Annotated in this window: 18 protein-coding genes, 1 tRNA gene, 1 pseudogene and 1 riboswitch; of the genes and pseudogenes, 10 read left to right on the top strand and 10 right to left on the bottom strand. The window is 64.6% G+C overall.

Annotated elements, in window-relative coordinates; translation table 11 throughout:
* Positions 1–183 precede the first annotated feature (183 nt).
* Genes ABIA73_RS14210 through ABIA73_RS14200 form a run of 3 tightly spaced genes read left to right on the top strand, consistent with a single transcriptional unit; the run spans position 184 to position 2,290 of the window.
* On the top strand, positions 184–822 hold the full coding sequence (locus tag ABIA73_RS14210; RefSeq protein WP_080149209.1) for a hypothetical protein: 639 nt from the start codon (positions 184–186) through the stop codon (positions 820–822).
* A complete protein-coding gene (locus ABIA73_RS14205; RefSeq protein ID WP_309910363.1) occupies positions 819–1,442 on the top strand; it encodes a Tle-like phospholipase domain-containing protein in 624 nt (207 codons plus the stop codon). The genes ABIA73_RS14210 and ABIA73_RS14205 overlap by 4 nt, the downstream gene beginning before the upstream one ends.
* On the top strand, positions 1,358–2,290 hold the full coding sequence (locus tag ABIA73_RS14200; protein ID WP_309910361.1) for an XVIPCD domain-containing protein: 933 nt from the start codon (positions 1,358–1,360) through the stop codon (positions 2,288–2,290). The genes ABIA73_RS14205 and ABIA73_RS14200 overlap by 85 nt, the downstream gene beginning before the upstream one ends.
* Positions 2,291–2,294: 4 nt before the next feature.
* On the opposite strand, the pseudogene ABIA73_RS21525 reads toward ABIA73_RS14200, so the two are convergent.
* Positions 2,295–2,390: pseudogene (locus tag ABIA73_RS21525) on the bottom strand (SOS response-associated peptidase family protein); the annotation flags it as partial.
* 193 nt (positions 2,391–2,583) lie between these two features.
* Between ABIA73_RS21525 and ABIA73_RS14195 the strand changes: the two are divergent.
* Positions 2,584–3,063, top strand: coding sequence for a hypothetical protein (locus tag ABIA73_RS14195; RefSeq protein WP_059063732.1), 480 nt, complete (start codon positions 2,584–2,586; stop codon positions 3,061–3,063).
* A 9-nt stretch (positions 3,064–3,072) separates the two neighbouring features.
* Here ABIA73_RS14195 and hemN read toward each other — a convergent pair whose 3' ends face one another.
* Together hemN and ABIA73_RS14185 are read right to left on the bottom strand one after the other, a co-directional pair.
* Complete coding sequence (hemN, locus tag ABIA73_RS14190) at positions 3,073–4,482, bottom strand: oxygen-independent coproporphyrinogen III oxidase (RefSeq protein WP_025875156.1); 1,410 nt, start codon at positions 4,480–4,482, stop codon at positions 3,073–3,075.
* Positions 4,483–4,526: 44 nt separating this feature from the next.
* Positions 4,527–4,967, bottom strand: coding sequence for a group III truncated hemoglobin (locus ABIA73_RS14185; RefSeq protein ID WP_032976493.1), 441 nt, complete (start codon positions 4,965–4,967; stop codon positions 4,527–4,529).
* 180 nt (positions 4,968–5,147) lie between these two features.
* Here ABIA73_RS14185 and ABIA73_RS14180 point away from each other — a divergent pair, with 180 nt between their 5' ends.
* Complete coding sequence (locus tag ABIA73_RS14180) at positions 5,148–5,432, top strand: hypothetical protein (RefSeq protein WP_032976492.1); 285 nt, start codon at positions 5,148–5,150, stop codon at positions 5,430–5,432.
* Positions 5,429–6,478: a 4Fe-4S dicluster domain-containing protein gene (locus ABIA73_RS14175; protein WP_354275946.1), complete on the top strand. Its 1,050-nt coding sequence runs from the start codon at positions 5,429–5,431 to the stop codon at positions 6,476–6,478. Before ABIA73_RS14180 ends, ABIA73_RS14175 begins: the two co-directional genes overlap by 4 nt.
* Before the next feature lies 1 nt (position 6,479).
* On the opposite strand, the gene ABIA73_RS14170 is transcribed toward ABIA73_RS14175, so the two are convergent.
* Complete coding sequence (locus tag ABIA73_RS14170) at positions 6,480–6,716, bottom strand: hypothetical protein (RefSeq protein WP_025875165.1); 237 nt, start codon at positions 6,714–6,716, stop codon at positions 6,480–6,482.
* A 351-nt stretch (positions 6,717–7,067) separates the two neighbouring features.
* Positions 7,068–7,277, bottom strand: a complete 210-nt coding sequence (locus ABIA73_RS14165) for a helix-turn-helix domain-containing protein (RefSeq protein ID WP_025875167.1) — start codon at positions 7,275–7,277, stop codon at positions 7,068–7,070.
* 78 nt (positions 7,278–7,355) lie between these two features.
* On the opposite strand from ABIA73_RS14165, the gene ABIA73_RS14160 reads away from it, so the two are divergent.
* Positions 7,356–7,796, top strand: a complete 441-nt coding sequence (locus ABIA73_RS14160) for a helix-turn-helix domain-containing protein (RefSeq protein ID WP_223485056.1) — start codon at positions 7,356–7,358, stop codon at positions 7,794–7,796.
* Positions 7,797–7,818: 22 nt separating this feature from the next.
* A riboswitch (Fluoride riboswitch) is annotated at positions 7,819–7,882 on the top strand.
* 81 nt (positions 7,883–7,963) lie between these two features.
* The gene (gene crcB / locus ABIA73_RS14155) at positions 7,964–8,356 is read left to right on the top strand and encodes a fluoride efflux transporter CrcB (protein ID WP_025875171.1); all 393 of its coding nucleotides are present in this window, start codon (positions 7,964–7,966) and stop codon (positions 8,354–8,356) included.
* 3 nt (positions 8,357–8,359) lie between these two features.
* Here crcB and ABIA73_RS14150 read toward each other — a convergent pair whose 3' ends face one another.
* Positions 8,360–9,193, bottom strand: a complete 834-nt coding sequence (locus ABIA73_RS14150; RefSeq protein WP_032976490.1) for an AraC family transcriptional regulator — start codon at positions 9,191–9,193, stop codon at positions 8,360–8,362.
* Between the two features lie 150 nt (positions 9,194–9,343).
* On the opposite strand from ABIA73_RS14150, the gene ABIA73_RS14145 reads away from it, so the two are divergent.
* Positions 9,344–10,426 carry an alpha/beta hydrolase family protein gene (locus ABIA73_RS14145; protein ID WP_354275951.1) on the top strand — a complete coding sequence of 361 codons (1,083 nt, stop codon included), beginning with the start codon at positions 9,344–9,346 and terminating at the stop codon, positions 10,424–10,426.
* A 13-nt stretch (positions 10,427–10,439) separates the two neighbouring features.
* On the opposite strand, the gene ABIA73_RS14140 is transcribed toward ABIA73_RS14145, so the two are convergent.
* Together ABIA73_RS14140 and ABIA73_RS14135 are read right to left on the bottom strand one after the other, a co-directional pair.
* Positions 10,440–10,709 carry a hypothetical protein gene (locus tag ABIA73_RS14140; protein ID WP_025875177.1) on the bottom strand — a complete coding sequence of 90 codons (270 nt, stop codon included), beginning with the start codon at positions 10,707–10,709 and terminating at the stop codon, positions 10,440–10,442.
* Between the two features lie 134 nt (positions 10,710–10,843).
* Positions 10,844–11,548: an ArsR/SmtB family transcription factor gene (locus ABIA73_RS14135; RefSeq protein WP_354275945.1), complete on the bottom strand. Its 705-nt coding sequence runs from the start codon at positions 11,546–11,548 to the stop codon at positions 10,844–10,846.
* Positions 11,549–11,653: 105 nt separating this feature from the next.
* Between ABIA73_RS14135 and ABIA73_RS14130 the strand changes: the two genes are divergently transcribed.
* Positions 11,654–12,295, top strand: a complete 642-nt coding sequence (locus tag ABIA73_RS14130) for a flavin reductase family protein (RefSeq protein WP_354275944.1) — start codon at positions 11,654–11,656, stop codon at positions 12,293–12,295.
* Between the two features lie 46 nt (positions 12,296–12,341).
* Here the strand turns inward: ABIA73_RS14130 and ABIA73_RS14125 are convergent, their stop codons facing one another.
* Together ABIA73_RS14125 and ABIA73_RS14120 are read right to left on the bottom strand one after the other, a co-directional pair.
* A complete protein-coding gene (locus ABIA73_RS14125) occupies positions 12,342–12,902 on the bottom strand; it encodes a DUF998 domain-containing protein (protein WP_354275943.1) in 561 nt (186 codons plus the stop codon).
* 139 nt (positions 12,903–13,041) lie between these two features.
* Positions 13,042–13,115: transfer RNA gene (locus ABIA73_RS14120), tRNA-Cys, on the bottom strand.
* Positions 13,116–13,155 lie beyond the last annotated feature (40 nt).

Genomic DNA, 13,155 nt, shown 5'->3' with positions numbered 1-13,155 from the left:
GACGAGACTGTCGTATTTGCCCCGAAATGCTCATCGCGCAGGCTTTCACAGCCATAGCTCTTGTCCAGCTGAACACCGATCAAGGCAATCCTGTCGGCAGCTTCACGCACCGAGAACCATGCTCCGCAGTAAAGCTGTACAAGCATGCCCCCACAGTTCGTCAATCCGCGACATGGACGGCTCATGCTGAAATCTCTCGCAAGCCTTTCCCATGCGGCATTGATCGCTTTGATCAGCTTGGTCATTTCAGGCTGCCACAAGGAACGCTCGTATCCTGTTTACCGCGAAAATCCTGTACCTGCGGATGCGCTGCCCATCATCATCCGGGTCCATGACGCGCCACTGGAGATACCAACTCCCAAGGTATCCGTCACCTACCAGATAGATCCACTTTGCCTCCCCCCGATCAACAATTACGAGGGTGTGCAATACGAACCGAACCAGCACACGATTGATCCCCCAGTACGGCGTATAAGTGCTACAGAATTCAGCAGCACCGTGTTCAAGGACGGAATGGAAGTTGCTGACTATTACGGTAGTGGCCCGTGCACATGGACACCTGCTCTCGTAGAAGCTTCGTTCGCCTTCATCATCGATGATCGGCCAATCCGTGCATCAGTCTCAGCTCTATTCAGTGAGATTGAAGGCGGGAAAACCTTCACCGCCTATATAAAGCGCGCATTGCCCCCCATGACCACGGGGCAAACGCCAAGCCGGACTCCAACCGAACCTTCGAGTTGGTACGAAAAGATGCCACAAGACAAGCGCAAGGAATACTTCCCAATCGAAGTATCCACACGGGTTGAAGGAACAACGCCATGAACGCTAGGGAAAACGCCACGCTTTCGAACCATGTCTATAAGGACCCCCTCCCGCCCCCCGATTCCGACATCGCCATTGATGGAACGAAATACACGGTTTTGGCCCGTCGCGACTCCGGGAACGGATATCAAGGTGTTGTCTACCTCAACATAGAAACAAAAGAAGTCATCGCTGCCCATCGTGGAACCGAGTTTGATCGCCAGGCAGTACTTGATGGCGGCATCGACGCTGCGATGGTCACCGCCAGAATCAATTCACAGCTTGGCGATGCTCTTGCGCTCACCAAGCAGGCAACCAAACTGGCTGAGGAAAATGGGTATGGGCCAGTGCACGTCACCGGCCATTCACTGGGCGGCGCGCTCGCACAGATCACCGCGCACCACTACAACCTCCCCGGCGACGCGTTCAATCCGTACGGCGCTGCCGGGTTGGCCTATCGCCTTTCCGAAGGCCAGCCAATGCGGCGCCGTTCACCAACCATGTCATGGCAGGCGACCTGGTCAGTGCGGGCGGCCCGCATTACGGCAAGGTTGAGATGTACGCGCTCCCCAAGGAACTGGAGGTTCTGCGCACCGCCGAGCAGGGCCAACGCATCGCGTCCCTCGGAGCACCTGGGCTGAAAAGCGGCCACCTCATGTCCGCCGCTGTGGCGGTCCAGTTGGGGGATTCCCATCGAATGGTTCATTTCCTTGATCGGATGACCGACAAGGGGCCGGTGCAGTCTGTACTGGACGACCCCAGAGCCCGGGTCACAGACCCTGAAGACCTGCGCCGGATTGCCGACTACCGCAGTGATATTCATCAGCTGCGTATGGGAGCGACCGTGCTTGTCGGCGGCGGCCCCGGACTCATGCGCGACGGGGTCAATTACCTGCGCGGCACCGAGGAAGCCGGTGCATACGCTCGCCAAGAAGCTGAAGCGGAGCAGCGCGCCCACAATGCGCTCAAGCCCGGCGGGCAGCTGGTCCCGGATGCAACCGACAAGGGCTCGCCCTCTCTGACCAATCCAGGCTTCTCTCCCAAGAGCCCGTTGCAAGAAAGCATCGAATCAACCTTGGACAAGGCAGGCCTGGATCCCAGAAAGGAAGGTCACTCAGACCATGCGCTCTACCGGCAGATTCGCGATGGCGTATCCGCCTTGGACGCCAAGCACGGGCGCGGCTTCGATGAAATCAGCGAGCGAATGACGGCCAGCTTGCTGGCAACAGCTAAGAGCAGCGGTTTGGAGCGCGTCGATCACGTCGTGCTGGGCACTCCGCCGAGCAATGTTTCGGGCCCGCGCATGTTCGTCGTGCAGGGCGAGCTCGACAATCCGGCACACCTGCGGGCGTCGGTTGCGATCAGCGAGGCCGTCAACACACCCGTGGAGCAGTCGCTCGCCAAGGTCGAGCAGATTTCACAGGCACAGCAGGTCGCCCAGCAGGACCACGCCCAGGAGCAGACGCGAGCCGCGATGCGCATGAGCTAGCCCAGCGCCTGCCCGGATCGTGGGCATAGAGCGCGGCGAACTCCTGCAGCGACACGGTGGCACCCGTCATGCGGACCAGCTTCTGGTAGGCGGCTTCCATTCAGGCGGAATAGCACACCCAATCAAGCATTGACGCTCCCACAAAGGGTCCGCACCGCTGGTTGCGCACAGCAGCCCGCCGGAGGGAATGCGGCCACTCAGCTGCCGTTTCCGCGATCAGGACGCCTTCAGGCCGGCATGGCAGAATCGAACCCCCCGCCCCGGCCGCCGAACCGCGCACAAGGAGATCAGCCATGAAGTGGATAGGGATCGCGTCATCGCTGGCGCTGGTCGCGATGCTCGCCCAGGCCACCGCACCGGCATCGGCGCAGAGTCGTTCGGACAGTCATCGCAACCTCGACGGAAGCCTGGATATCCGCAACAGTGACGGATCGTCCAGCCGCATCAAGCGCGACTTGTCCGGCCGGGTGACCGCCGAGCACAGCAACGGCAGCCGTTCGACCACCACCACGGATCTGAGTGGCCGCAAGCGCACCACCCACAGCGATGGCAGCTACTCCAACAGCAGCACTGACCTGAGCGGCAACATCCGCACCCAGTACAGTGACGGCAGCTACTCGGTCAGCAAGCGTGACCTGAGCGGCAGGTGGCGCACCGAGTACAGCGACGGCTCCTACTCCACCAGCGTGCGCGATCTGAGCGGCAACTGGAGCACCACCTCCAGTGGTGGCATGGCCGCTCGCCACCCTGAACGCGGCGTCGGCAAGCGCTGAGACCCGCGCTCAGATGGCCCGCGAGTAACGCGGCTGCTCCTGCGCAGCGCGCAGATAGGGATCGAAGCACATCGCCAGCAGGCGCAGCAACGGCCGCCCGGGCTCGCTGGCACGCACCACGCCATCGCGGTACTCGGCCAGGCCATCCTGCTGCAGGCGCTGCACGGCCTGCAGGTCTTCGGCGAAGTAGGTCTCGAAATCAATGCCGTGGCGCTGGGCCAGTGACATTCCATCCACCTCACCCTGGCACATCAACTGCTGGATCAGCTCGGCGCGCAGCTGGTCGTCGGCACTGAGTGCGACGCCGCGCCAGACCGGCAGCTGTCCCTGGTCCACCGCGCTCTCCCACGACGGCAGGTCACGCGGATTCTGGCTGTAGGTGGCACCGATGTGACTGATCGCACTTACGCCAAGGCCGAGCAGATCGGTGTCGGCGTGGGTGGTGTAGCCCATGAAGTTGCGATGCAGCTGGCCGGCGCGCTGGGCACGCGACAGATCTTCTTCCGGCAATGCGAAGTGGTCCATGCCGATGTACTGGTAGCCGGCTGCGGACAGGCGCTCCACCGCCAGGCCCAGCAGCGCCAGCTTGTCTTCCGGCGAAGGCATCCGGCTTTCGTCGATCTGCCGCTGCGCGCGGAACAGGTGCGGAAGATGCGCATAGCCATACACCGCCAGTCGATCCGGACGCAGCGCCAGCACCAGTTCCAGGGTGCGGCCGAAGCCCTGCAGACTCTGCCCTGGCAGGCCGTAGATCAGATCGACGTTGACCGAACGCATGCCGCTGTCGCGGCACGCACGCAGGATATCCAGCGTCTGCCGTACGCCCTGCACCCGGTTGATCGATTCCTGCACCTGCGGGTCGAAATCCTGCACGCCCAGGCTGGCGCGGTTGAAGCCCAGCCGGGCCAGCATCGCCACATCGCTGGTGTCGATGAAACGCGGGTCCAGTTCGATGGAAAAATCACGCTGCGACGAACCGCTGAAATCGAAGCGGCGGCGCAGGCCCTCGACCAGTGCGGTCATCGCATCGGCATCGAGGAAATTCGGCGTACCACCGCCGAGGTGCAGCTGGATCACTTCACGACCGTCGGCGAACTGCGGTGCCAGCAGGTCCGCCTCGGCCAGCACGCGTGACACGTAGCTGTGGCCACGCCCGCGGTCGCGGGTGATCACCCGGTTGCAGCCACAGTAGAAGCAGGGGCTGGAGCAGAATGGCACGTGGACGTACAACGACAACGCGCGCGCCAACGGGTTGCTGTCGGCGATCGCCTGGCGCAGCGCGGGTGCATCGAAGCCGTCATGGAAGTGCGGCGCGGTGGGATAGGAGGTGTAGCGCGGGCCGGGACGGTCATGCCGTCGCAGCAGATCGGGATCGAAGGTCCAGGCCAGGCCACCGGCAGCGGGAGAGAACGTGTCCATGGCGCCAGCATCGCCCCAACCCTGGCGGTACGCCTTGACCCAGATCAATCCTTGGTGGGCACGCCCAGCACCGGCAGCATGACCTGCGGCCAGCGCAGCATCTGGTAGCGGCGCCAGAAGGTGTCGGCGATGCGGGCGGCCACATCGTCGGCCAGCGCCTGCATGGGCGGGTTGTTGCATTCGGCCGTGGTGATGTGGAACAGCACCAGCCAGCGGTCGAACAGATCCTTTTCCAGATCGATGGCCATGTGCTTGGACATCGGCGAGCCCTTGAACCTGCGGGTCCCGCGCAGCATCGCCGACCAGAAATCGACGAGCTGGGCCAGGTGTTCCGGCCAGTCGCGCACATGCCCTTCGAATACCGGCCCCAGACGCTCCTCTTCACGCACGCGCGCATAGAAATCGTGGACCAACCGGGTCACTTCCTCCTCGCTGCACAACTCTGGCGAAGCAATGGGAAGGGCAGTCGTGGGCGTTGCGTTCATCAGGGCACCAAGTGCGGATCGGCAGTGTGCCGCATGCCGCCACCACCGCTGTTGATCCAGATCAATGTCAGCGCACTGCGGCGCACCTAGGCTGGCACGCTTGCAGGAAGCATGCCCTGCGGATGCTGCGCCAACCACGGCGAAGTATACGCGCCGCCCTCTTCTTCAACCCGAACCCGCATGAACACACCGACTTCCAGCCGCCAGCGGCGTATCCAGCATTGGGGTGCAGTCCTGTGGCCCAGCTTCATCGCCGCCGGCCTGGCCTGCGTGGTGTTCTTCGCCTTCGTCGATCCACTGCGGCTGCAGGCGATCAGCTTCCCGGGTACGGCCATCAGCCGTGAGCTGGGCTACACCGCAGGTTTCTTCATGTTCTGGGCGGTCACCGCACTTTCCAGCGCGGTGACCGGCTACCTGCTGCGGCCGATGCCGAACGAAGAGGATGAGGAGCTGCCACTGGGATGAGCATCACCGCATCCTCGCCCCTGCGCGCATGGCGTTGGCGCCGCACCCTGGGCCTTGCGTTGCTGGTCCTGTTCCATGCGCTGCCGTGGCTGCAGTGGGATGGACGGCAGGCCCTGCTGCTGGACCTCAACGCGCGCCGCTTCGACCTGTTCGCCTGGACCCTGTGGCCGGATGACATCGGTGTGTTGCTGGGGCTGCTGGCGGTGATGGCGGTGGGTCTGGCCCTGCTCACCCACTTGGCTGGTCGCGTGTGGTGCGGACATGCCTGCCCGCAGACGCTATGGACACGAGCGTTCGACGGAATCGCGCAGGCATTGGCCCGCGTGATGCCGGCGAAGCTGGCGCGGCCGGCCACCCAGCTGGCCTGGTTGCTGCTGTCGCTGTGGACCGGGATCACGTTCGTCGGGCTGTTCAGCCCGATCCGCGAACTGGTCACCGGCGCGTTCGATGGCGCATGGAGTGGCTGGGAGACCTTCTGGGTGCTGTTCTATTCCGGCGCCACGTGGGGCAATGCGGGGTTCCTGCGCGAGCAGGTGTGCCGATCACTCTGTCCGTTCGCGCGCATGCAGCCGTTGCTGACCGACCCGCACACCCCGCGCATGTTGTATGACCCCCGCCGCGGCGAGCCGCGCGGCGCCCGCCCGCCGGCATTGGGCGGCGTGCTCGGCCGCGGTCGCGGCCTGCTCGATCCGACCACCGCGCAGGACTATGTCTTCCGTGCCGCGCATCCGCTGCTGGCCGGACCGATGCCCACCTTCAGCGCGGATCGGCTGGGCGACTGCCTCGATTGCATGGCCTGCGTGCGCGCGTGCCCGATGCAGCTGGACATCCGCCATGGCCCACAGGCCGACTGCCTGGCCTGCGGTGCCTGCCTGGAAGCGTGCACGCAGCAGCAGCATCAGGCCGGTTTCGGCCCAAGCCTGGTGCGCTACTGCAGCCCGCAGGTGATGGCAGGCCAGCCGCGCCGGTGGTGGCGCCCCCGCACCACGGCCCTGGCTTCGTTGCTGCTGGCGCTGCTGGTGTGCGGCGCTTGGCGCCTGCTCTGAATCAGCCCGGATCGCCCGGGCGCGGCGGTACCAACTGGGCGCGGCGGACGATGCCCAGTTGTTCGATGATCAGCGCCATTTCATTGGTGACATCGGTTCGCCCGGTCCCCTGCGGAACCAGACGATCAAGCACCTGCTGGTAGGTATCCCAGAACGCCGGACCGCATCCGTGTTTGTGATAACTGGCTTCCAGTTCGCGGCGTACCCGTTCAGCCAAGCCATGCATGCCGTATTCCATACGACCTCCGTTGGACTTGTTCTGCATCGTTGACGGTCGACCGATTCACTTGCGAGCTACTGAAAGACTCCCGGCCTTCACAGCCGGTTGATGCCAATTAGTCATAGATTTCACGACACGTCAATTATAGGCCGCGACTTTCGCGATTGAAATTATTAATCGTTCATGAAAGGCCGTAGCGACCGGGATCAGAAACGTCCGTGCCGATGTCGACAAAGACAGCCGGCGAACCCGGGTAGCCATCACAGATCGGACCACCGCTGGGGACACGTCGATCGATTCTGTCTATGTTGCTAAGCATACTTAGCAAATCGATCTTGGCGGCTTGTCTGCGACAACCATCGACGCATCTCATGCGGTTTCATCGTGCGAGTCATCATCCATCGGGAACAACGCAGGGTATCGCTGCTGCAGGATGTAGCGCCTGAGCGGCGGGATGGGAAAGCCTCTGGGCCATTGCGAGACAGCGGATCTGCTGATTCCAAACAACCTGGCGAGCTCTGCGTCGGTGGAAAAGCCCAGCCGCGTGCGGACCTGCCGCTTGCTCCAGAATTCGTCCATTTTCGATCCCTTTCATCATCAAACTTATTCTTGCGCCAAGGCCTCTTTCGCTTCCACGCGTTAAGCTGGCTTGCATAGATGAATACTCTTGGACAACGACTCGCGGTCGCCATGAAGGACGCCGGGCATGCACGCCCGGCCGACCTGGCGCGTGCCGCCGAAACGACGACGGCGACGGTCAGCAACTGGCTCAACGACCACGTCAAGGCCAACCACGTGAAAGCCGAACAGCTGTTCCGCATTGCCGATGCGGTGAAGCTGGACCCACGGGAGCTGCTGTTCGGCCCGCTGGGACGGGGAGTCGGCGAGCGCGGCACGGCCTACATGCACATGCCCAGCGAAGCCCATCTGGATGTCTGGCAAGCGGCCTATGAGCTGGTCGCCCACATCCTTGACGAGCGCGGACTTGAGGTGGGCTACCGTCGCGAGGCCACGCTGGGGTTGATGGCTCATGACCTGCTGATGGAGGGCGTCAGCCGCGGCAAGGTCGCACGCGTGGTGATGACTGCCCTGCCCTGACCCATCGCGGGCTGGTAGCATGGCCGTCGATGGGGATGGGGCTCCCCCGATAACCGCCTGAGATGGCTGATGGCTCCTGCTGAGACGAACCCGGCGTTCGTCGATGGCAGGCCGTGCCCGCCATTGCGTCCGCCGTCGAACCTGCGAACACGCACTCGAGGCAAGCAATGCAGACGTTCAACAACTATGTGCTGGTATTCCTGGGCGGCGGTGTCGGCGCCTGCCTGCGCCATGCCTGCAATCTGATCGGCGCCCGCGTGGCCGCCGGCAGCACCTGGCCCTGGTCGACGTTCCTGGTCAACATCAGCGGCGCCGTGCTGATGGGCGTGGTGGTGGAGGCGTTTGCGCTGCGCAATGGCGCTTCGCCGCAACTGCGCCTGCTGCTGGCCACCGGCATTCTTGGTGGCTACACCACGTTCTCCACCTTCTCGCTGGAAACCGGCCTGCTGCTGCAGCGGGGCCAGCATGGCCTGGCCGCACTGTACGCCGGCGGTTCGGTAGCCCTGGGCCTGGCCGGGCTGTTCGCCGGCATGAAGCTGACCCGGCTCGCGCTGGGGTAACAGTCAGCCGGCAGCAGCGCGCGCTTGTCCGCGCCACTGCCGTGGCGATTGCCCGGTGTGTGCCTTGAACGCCCGCGACAACGCGGCCTCGCTGCCATAGCCAACCTCGTCGGCGATCCGTTTCAACGGTCGCCCTTGCCGCAACGCCTGCTGTGCCAGGCCTACCCGCCAGCCCTGCAGATACTGCCCGGGCGTGGTACCCATGGCCTCGCGGAAACTGGCGGCGAACACGCTGCGCGACATGCCTGCAACGTCGGCCAGATCTTCCAGCGTCCAGGCCTGGGCGGGTGCCTCGTGCATGGCCACCAGCGCCAACCGCAGCCGTGGATGGCCAAGCCCGGCGAACAGGCCGCCGCGCATCTCGCCCCCCTCCATCAACTGCCGCAGCACCTGGATCATCACCACCTCGAACAGGCGGTTGACCATCACCGTGCGACCGCAGCGCTGCTCGAATGCCTCCTCGAACAGCAGCTCCAGGGCGGCATGGCCGCCATACAGTTCGGCCAACGGCAGGCAGATGAAATCGGGCAGCGCGGCACTGATCGGGTTGAGCCTGCCGCCCTCGAAATGGAGATTGGCGCAGGCCATGTCCGCGCCATGCTGTGGATCGGTGTGGAAGCGGTGTGGCAGCGGGCGCGGATACAGCAGCAGGCTGGGAACGTCGACCTGCACCGTCTGCGTGCCATGACTGACCTGCAACGGACCGCGCCGCACCAGGTGCAGCTGGCCGGCGTCGCCTTCGGCCTCCAGGCTGTTGATGCCGCACAGCGCGCCGGCATGGAACACCGAGGCGGTGACCGCGAAGCGTTCGAGCAGGATGGCGAGGCGATCGACCATGGCGGGACCCCAGATCAAATGGAAGGGAGAAGATACGGCAGATCGTATCGAATTCGGTTGCATTGCGTCAGGGGCTAGCCACCGTGCTGGGGCAGCGCTATACAGGCGGCACCTTCCGCGCAGACCGCACCGGCCAGGGCAAAGACCATGATGCGAACCTTCCACCGGCTGGTCCTGGCACTGGTCCTGCTGCTTCCGCACGTGTCGCAGGCCGCCGCGCCGCCCGCCCCGCCACGCACCTCCAGCGGTGAGCTGCAGGGCGCGCGCTGGCGCCTGGACGTGCCCGCCGGCTGGAACGGCGAACTGGTGATGCTGGCGCATGGCTATGAACCGGTCGGCGTGCCGCAGCCATCACCGATGCCGGCCAACGACAGCACCGCCAGCCTGCTTGCAGCGGGCTATGCCGTGGCGCAGAGCGCCTATGCCAGCCAGGGCTGGGCGGTGTCAGATGCGATCGTGGACATGGAACGCCTGCGCGCCCACGCAGTGTCCGAATTGAAGGACGTGCGTCGCACCTGGATTCTCGGCTTTTCGATGGGCGGTGCGGTGGCCATCGCCACCCTCGAACGCCTGCCACGGCACTACGCTGGTGGCGTGTCGCTGTGCGGGGCCAACCTACCTGGCGAACAACTGGCCAATGACCTGCTGACCACCCTGGTGGCGTTCGACTATTTCTTCCCCGAGCCCAAGGGGCTGCCCCGGCAGGGCCTGGCATCGGCAGAAGCTGCGGCACTGCCGCAGATGGAGCTCTATCAAGGCATCGCCGCCGCGCTTCAGAGCCAGCCGGCCGTCGCTGCGCAACTGGCTGCACGGCTGCAGGTGAGCATGGAGGCATTGCCGGGCACGATCAGCCTGCACGCGATGATCCTGCACGAACTGGCCACGCGCGCCGGCGGCATGCCGGTCGGCAACGTTACGACCGTCTACCGCGGATTCGGTGACGACAAGGCGTTCAACGCGGGCGTGCAGCGGCTGGCACCTGCTGCGCCGGCACGGCGATACGTGCGCGAAAAGCTGGCGTTGACCGGCGCGCTCAAGCGACCGCTGGTGATCCAGTTCAACAACAACGACCCGAGCATCGTGCCGCGCATGCAGGCGGTGTATCCGCAACTGGCCGAGCACGCTGGCGCCACGCCATTGCCGCGCGTACTGCCTGCGGCGGGCGAAGGCCACTGCGGCTTTGCGGATTCACAGGTGGTCGAGGCGTTGAAGGCAGCCGCGGCTCCCTTCTGAGCAGCCGACCGCATCAGTGGCCGAGCGTACCCATGGTGAAGGTGTAGCCGGAGCGCATGAGGAAGTCGCGCATGCGCAGTTCGGCGCGGCGCGGAGACGGAAGATCCGGCGGGCCATACAGGGCATAGACCACGCCAGCGCCCTCGATACTCTCCCGGCGCACATCACAATGACGGCTCTCCGAGGCGACGACCCAGCCATCCTTCAGTTGATCGGGGCCGATGGACTGCCCGTTCTTCAGCCGGAAAGTAAGCCAGCGCACATCTGCGGTTGACCTGCTCATTGCCGACCAGCCGCATCGTGCATGCGGCCCCTCATGTCCTTGCCTGCCATTGCTGCTCCCGAAGACCAGGACTCCGACCATACCCCGTCGCAATGTCGTGGCCGGCTGAGACTGCCAGCGGCGCGCGGCGGGCCTCAGGCGTGTACGTCGAACAGCCTGCGGAATGCCTCCTGCCCGGCAGGTGTGACCTGCAGGTCGCGCCGCCCCGCGAGGCGACGCAGCCAGTGGTTCTGCAGGAAACTCTCCAGCAGTGCTTCACCCACCATGCCGGCCATGTGCGGGCGCCGCGAGGTGCAGTCCAGGCAGCCGCGGCAGTATCGCGCGGGCGTCACCTGTGGCGATCGCGCGATCAACGCTTCCAGCGGCTGCCCCACGGCGCGCAGGATGGAGGCGCCATGGGACGTCATCTGCCAATGGTCTGCAGCCGTGGAGATCGCCCCGGTGCTCAGCAGGTGGTCACAGATGGCGACAGCGTATTCACCCGCCAGGTGCCGGTAGCAGGTGCGCGCCCGGCGGAAGCCGGCATCAACTCGTACCGCTCGTGGAGAAAGCGGTGGCCGTTGATCGCTGAAACGCAGGATGCCTTCCAGCATGTCGGCGACCTCGGTCGAGGCAATCCGGTGATAGCGGTGGCGTCCCTGCACCTCCACGGCCAGGATGCCGCCGTCGAGCAACCGCCGTAGATGACTGCTTGCCGTCTGCGGCGAGATGCCAGCCACGCCGGCCAGCTCGGACGCCGTGTGCGCCCGGCCATCCATCAACGTCAACAGCATGGCCGCTCGTGCGTGGTCACCGACCAGCGTGCCGACATGGATGAAGGAGCGGGACGTCTGGACCATGGCCGCATTGTGGCATGCCGCTTTCCGCGCATCGTTCGACCCGGATCGAAGCATGCGCGCCCCTGCACAGGGCACAGTCATCGCCCGCACCCCACGAGCTCAGGCATGCCACCGGAAGACTTCCAGCGCCGCTGCATCACCCCCTCCGTGCTCTACCCGGGAACACCGGTGGTGCTGATGACCACGTTGAATGAAGACGGCAGTGCGAACATCAGTCCGCTTTCATCATTCTGGGCGCTGGGCGACCGCGTGGTGCTCGGTATCGGCGAACAGGGCCAAGGCTGCAGCAACCTTCTGGCACGCGGCGAATGCGTACTGAACTTCGCAGATGCCACGCAGGCGGCGCAGGTTGAAGCCATCGCCCGCGCCACTGCTCGTAACCCCGTGCCGGAGTCGAAGCGCGCCATGGGGTACGTGCATGTGCCTGACAAGTTCGCACTGGGCGGCTTCAGCCGCGTCGATTCGGTGCAGGTGGCACCGCCGGCGATTGCCGAATGCCCGCTGCAGGTGGAGGTCACGCTGCTCGCCTCGCATCGGCCCAGCGGAACGCAGGATCAGGGCTTCATGATCGTCGAAGGACGGATCTGCCGGGTGCATGCGCACGAGGCGATCACCGTTGCCGGAACCCAGCACATCGACGTGCAGCGCTGGGCACCGTTGATCTACCTGTTCCGCCACTATGTGGGCACCACCACGCCGGTGGCGCGCAATTTCCGCGCTGACGATCCTTTGCCATTGCCTGCCTGAACCCTTGGCTGCGCACTGCGAACCAGGGGTTGAAGAAGCCGCTGATTCAGACGCGGGATCGACGCAGCTCCAGCGCAGCGAAGGTGTACCAGCCGAACGCCGGCAGCAGCGCGATGCGCTGGGTGAGGCCGCGATAGGGCTCCGGGTCGAATCCGGAAAGCATCAGCCACAGATAGGCCATCCCCAGCAGCGAGATGGCACGCGCAATCCAGGCCATCCGCGTCGACGCAGCAGGGCCCAGCTCAGCCAGGAACAGCAGCGGGGTCAGGATCGAGAAGATGCCGATGCCATAGAGGCCATGCAGCGGGCTGCCCGTGGTGAAGACGCCATTGCTGACCATGGACACCCCGAACAGGGTGGAGGTGAGCACCGTGAGCGCGAAACGGCGGCTTTGTGCGAGCAACGCAAGGCTGAAGACGATGATTGCCGAGCCACTGACCACCGCGCCGACCTGCACCGCCTTGGCTGGCAGCCCCGGCATCAGGCCCAGCTCGCTGAGATGCTGGGAGAGCGGGTGGTAGCCGGGCACGGTGAATGCAAAAGCGATCAGCGCCAGCATGGCGCCGAGGGGAACGTACACCGCCTGCTGGATGGCCAGGTTCCGCACTGCAGTCACCACCGCTGAAGAGAAGTGCGGCGACGTTAGCAGCCGGTCCCGCCGGGTCGCATGTGCAGTTTGGTACCCCTGCTGGCGCCAGGGGTCCGCACAAAGAAAAAAGCCCTGACCGGAGTCAGGGCTTTTCAATTGGAGGCCTCAAGCGGAATCGAACCGCTGTAAACGGATTTGCAATCCGGTGCATAGCCACTCTGCCATGAGGCCAACGTACTGCGATCAGGAACGACGCCCCTGACATGACAAA

This window comes from Stenotrophomonas sp. 2694 (assembly GCF_040548715.1).
Classification (GTDB): Bacteria; Pseudomonadota; Gammaproteobacteria; order Xanthomonadales; family Xanthomonadaceae; genus Stenotrophomonas; species Stenotrophomonas indicatrix.
This window is presented reverse-complemented; position numbering and strand designations above follow the sequence as displayed.

Bases quoted from the DNA above. Each gene is read 5' to 3' on its own strand.
- ABIA73_RS14210 (WP_080149209.1), top strand. From the start codon at position 184: ATGCTGAAATCTCTCGCAAGCCTTTCCCATGCGGCATTGATCGCTTTG.
- ABIA73_RS14205 (WP_309910363.1), top strand. From the start codon at position 819: ATGAACGCTAGGGAAAACGCCACGCTTTCGAACCATGTCTATAAGGAC.
- ABIA73_RS14200 (WP_309910361.1), top strand. From the start codon at position 1,358: ATGTACGCGCTCCCCAAGGAACTGGAGGTTCTGCGCACCGCCGAGCAG.
- ABIA73_RS14195 (WP_059063732.1), top strand. From the start codon at position 2,584: ATGAAGTGGATAGGGATCGCGTCATCGCTGGCGCTGGTCGCGATGCTC.
- hemN (WP_025875156.1), bottom strand. From the start codon at position 4,482: ATGGACACGTTCTCTCCCGCTGCCGGTGGCCTGGCCTGGACCTTCGAT.
- ABIA73_RS14185 (WP_032976493.1), bottom strand. From the start codon at position 4,967: ATGAACGCAACGCCCACGACTGCCCTTCCCATTGCTTCGCCAGAGTTG.
- ABIA73_RS14180 (WP_032976492.1), top strand. From the start codon at position 5,148: ATGAACACACCGACTTCCAGCCGCCAGCGGCGTATCCAGCATTGGGGT.
- ABIA73_RS14175 (WP_354275946.1), top strand. From the start codon at position 5,429: ATGAGCATCACCGCATCCTCGCCCCTGCGCGCATGGCGTTGGCGCCGC.
- ABIA73_RS14170 (WP_025875165.1), bottom strand. From the start codon at position 6,716: ATGGAATACGGCATGCATGGCTTGGCTGAACGGGTACGCCGCGAACTG.
- ABIA73_RS14165 (WP_025875167.1), bottom strand. From the start codon at position 7,277: ATGGACGAATTCTGGAGCAAGCGGCAGGTCCGCACGCGGCTGGGCTTT.
- ABIA73_RS14160 (WP_223485056.1), top strand. From the start codon at position 7,356: ATGAATACTCTTGGACAACGACTCGCGGTCGCCATGAAGGACGCCGGG.
- crcB (WP_025875171.1), top strand. From the start codon at position 7,964: ATGCAGACGTTCAACAACTATGTGCTGGTATTCCTGGGCGGCGGTGTC.
- ABIA73_RS14150 (WP_032976490.1), bottom strand. From the start codon at position 9,193: ATGGTCGATCGCCTCGCCATCCTGCTCGAACGCTTCGCGGTCACCGCC.
- ABIA73_RS14145 (WP_354275951.1), top strand. From the start codon at position 9,344: ATGCGAACCTTCCACCGGCTGGTCCTGGCACTGGTCCTGCTGCTTCCG.
- ABIA73_RS14140 (WP_025875177.1), bottom strand. From the start codon at position 10,709: ATGAGCAGGTCAACCGCAGATGTGCGCTGGCTTACTTTCCGGCTGAAG.
- ABIA73_RS14135 (WP_354275945.1), bottom strand. From the start codon at position 11,548: ATGGTCCAGACGTCCCGCTCCTTCATCCATGTCGGCACGCTGGTCGGT.
- ABIA73_RS14130 (WP_354275944.1), top strand. From the start codon at position 11,654: ATGCCACCGGAAGACTTCCAGCGCCGCTGCATCACCCCCTCCGTGCTC.